Genomic DNA, 2538 nt, shown 5'->3' on the forward strand with positions numbered 1-2538 from the left:
ACCTACACCAACCTCAACCCCGCCAAGCATGTGGCCAACACCCTGGCGGCCGTGCGCAAGTGGGACATGGCTCACGGCAGGTAATCCTCGCCGTCTGGTTTGATCGGGCGACATCGGCAACGGCGTCGCAAGCCGCACACAAGGGACCCGCATGCCCACGGGCTGCGGTTCCTTTCTTGCCTGGGCCAGTGACGGCTTCGGGCAAGCCTGATCTCAGCCATGCAGCAACGCTGCAAAGGCTTCGGCGATCACGGGCATGGAAAAGTTCGCCTCCACAAAGGTCCGCCCGGCAGCGCCCATGCGGCGGCATGCGTCCCCTTCACACAGCGCCAGGATCCCGTCGCGCCAGACCTGGATGTTTCCAGGGGCCAGCAAGTGGCCTGTGTGGCCATCACTCAGGGTCTCGGGAATGCCGCCGATACGGCTGCCCAGCACGGGAACTCCACTGGACTGGGCCTCGATCGAGACCCGGCCGAAGGTCTCCGGCATCACCGTGGGAAAGGCCAGCATCGACATCGCGCTGTAATAGCGCCAGGCATCGGCGCGCCATCCGGCCAGGTGATGCCTGCGGGCATGGGCGCCGGCCGCGATGCCGCGACGCAGGTCCTCCAGTTGCGGGCCTTCACCGATCCACAGGGCATGCAGGCGCGGCTCGTCATGCATCGCAAGCTCCAATGCCTGCTGCAGACAGGCGATGCCCTTGCCTGCGTACATGCGACCGACATAACCGACCACGATCGAATCTGCGGGAATGCCCAGTTCCTGACGAATCTGAAGCCCGCGTTCGGGGTCCGGAATGCAGGCCGTGGTATCCACCGGGTTGTACAGCACCTGTACCCGGCTGGCGGGCATGCCGCGTTGCAAGAACAGTCCGCGCGCGTAGTTGGATACCGCGATGAAGCGCTGCGCCATGCGCGGAAGCAGATATTCGGACAGGCCGTGCATGGCCGGGGCGCGCTGACGAAAAAGGGCTACCGGGACGCGATGCATGCGTCCCTGGGCGATCAACGGCCAGTATTCCTTGCCAAAATCCCCGATCAACCAGTGTGGGCGTTGTCGGCGGATGGCGCGTGAAAGGGCACGATGCGCCGGCGGAGCAAGCACGTTGCGAAAGCGGGCATGCTGCCAGCGGATGCCGGATGCGCTCAGGCCTGCGGCGATGTAGCTGTCGCCGTCCACCAGCGCGGTGAGGTCATGTCCTGCTTCAGCCATGGTCTGGGCCATGGACAGGAAGTGTGCCGCGCCGCCAGCACGGTCTCGATCGGTACCCACAAACAGAAGCTTCATTCGTGGCGGTCCTCGTAGCGGCTGAGCAGGCGGGCGGCCACCTGCGGCAGCAGATGACGGTTGGAGATCGGAATTCGCGGCAGCCGCAGCGGGTCCGAGCCGGGCAGGGCCCGGCCGCGCCGGGTGGTGGTCGCGGCGACGTAGCCCGCCTCGCCTACCGCGTTGACCACGCGCTGGTCATGCTCGCCATAGGGGTAGCAGAACTGGGTAACCGCCGCGCCGACCCGGTCCTCGAGATCGTTTCGGCAGCCCTCAACCTGATCACGCAGGTCCGCATCGCTGCATTGGGTCAAGTGCGCATGCGAACGGGTGTGCGCTCCGATCTCCATGCCGGCCTCGTGCCATGCGCGCATCTGCCCGGTACTCATCAGCGGTTCGCGCACGCCTGCGCGCTCGGCATCCCAGTGGTTGTAGCGGTTGTCGAGCGCACTCACGGCATAGCAGGTCGCGCCAAATCCCTGCGCCAGCAATGCGGGCAGCGCGTGCTCCAGGTTGTCGACATAGCCATCGTCCAGAGTGATCACCGCCACCCGGCCGTGGGCCTCGCCGCGCAGATAGGGCATGGCCTGGGACATCGACATGCCGCGGAAGCCGAGCCAGCGCAAAAGCCGCATCTGACGAGCAAACGCGCGCGGCGTCACGTACAGCCCCCGCAGCGCGCGTAATTCCGGCGGCACGGGAGCCACGTGGTGGTACATCAGGATGGGTATGGGCTTCATTCCGGGCGTGCTCGAAGGGTTTCACGTGGCCACGACATCGAGGGTCTGGGCGATGGCTGAAAACAGCCACATCCTGCTTATCCACCAGCAGACCAATTCGCAAAGCTGCCGTGTTGCCGACGTCATCTGGATCAGCAACGGGTATCTCCATTTTGCCGGTGCCTTGTCAAGCGTACCTGCCGGCCTGCTACTGCGGTAGGTCCCGGCAGCCGCAAGCTTCGCAGGACCTGACCGGATGGGCTTGAGGGGCGTGCCGGACTTGCTCTAGCGCGTGCTGTTGCGCGGGTGCAACGAACGGCCGGAAAAGTTTTTCCGGAGGACGTGGTACCAGTCGCTCAGCAACAATCCTGTCCGGCCTGGATGGGCGGGCAGGGGACGTCGCCGTAGCTGCAGAAAACGCAGCAGTCACCTTGCTTCGGCTTGAGCAGCGTCCCGCAGCCTTCGCAGGTGTAAAAGTGCACGCAGGCATTGAGCGGCATCTCCTCGCGGCTGCTGTGGCCGCAGGCGGGGCAGGTCAGCGTGCTTTGGGTGC

Annotated in this window: 4 protein-coding genes; 1 reads left to right on the plus strand and 3 read right to left on the minus strand. The window is 65.3% G+C overall.

The genetic code is table 11. From position 1 onward, the window contains the following. Window positions 1-213: 213 nt before the first annotated feature. Both PF446_RS04120 and PF446_RS04125 read right to left on the minus strand, forming a co-directional pair. Window positions 214-1287 carry a glycosyltransferase family 4 protein gene (locus PF446_RS04120; protein WP_298069983.1) on the minus strand — a complete coding sequence of 358 codons (1074 nt, stop codon included), beginning with the start codon at window positions 1285-1287 and terminating at the stop codon, window positions 214-216. Then, window positions 1284-2006: a polysaccharide deacetylase family protein gene (locus PF446_RS04125; protein WP_298069984.1), complete on the minus strand. Its 723-nt coding sequence runs from the start codon at window positions 2004-2006 to the stop codon at window positions 1284-1286. Before PF446_RS04125 ends, PF446_RS04120 begins: the two co-directional genes overlap by 4 nt. Here PF446_RS04125 and PF446_RS04130 point away from each other — a divergent pair. Further along, the gene (locus tag PF446_RS04130) at window positions 1996-2205 is read left to right on the plus strand and encodes a hypothetical protein (protein ID WP_298069985.1); all 210 of its coding nucleotides are present in this window, start codon (window positions 1996-1998) and stop codon (window positions 2203-2205) included. The genes PF446_RS04125 and PF446_RS04130 overlap by 11 nt on opposite strands. A 136-nt stretch (window positions 2206-2341) precedes the next feature. Here the strand turns inward: PF446_RS04130 and PF446_RS04135 are convergent. Then, on the minus strand, window positions 2342-2538 hold a 197-nt coding region (locus tag PF446_RS04135; RefSeq protein ID WP_298069986.1), incomplete at its 5' end, for a GDCCVxC domain-containing (seleno)protein.

Source organism: Oleiagrimonas sp., assembly GCF_027858935.1.
GTDB lineage: Bacteria > Pseudomonadota > Gammaproteobacteria > Xanthomonadales > Rhodanobacteraceae > Oleiagrimonas.

Excerpts from the sequence above, each read along its gene's own strand:
- PF446_RS04120 (WP_298069983.1), bottom strand. The coding sequence starts at position 1,287 with ATGAAGCTTCTGTTTGTGGGTACCGATCGAGACCGTGCTGGCGGCGCG.
- PF446_RS04130 (WP_298069985.1), top strand. The coding sequence starts at position 1,996 with ATGGGCTTCATTCCGGGCGTGCTCGAAGGGTTTCACGTGGCCACGACA.
- PF446_RS04125 (WP_298069984.1), bottom strand. The coding sequence starts at position 2,006 with ATGAAGCCCATACCCATCCTGATGTACCACCACGTGGCTCCCGTGCCG.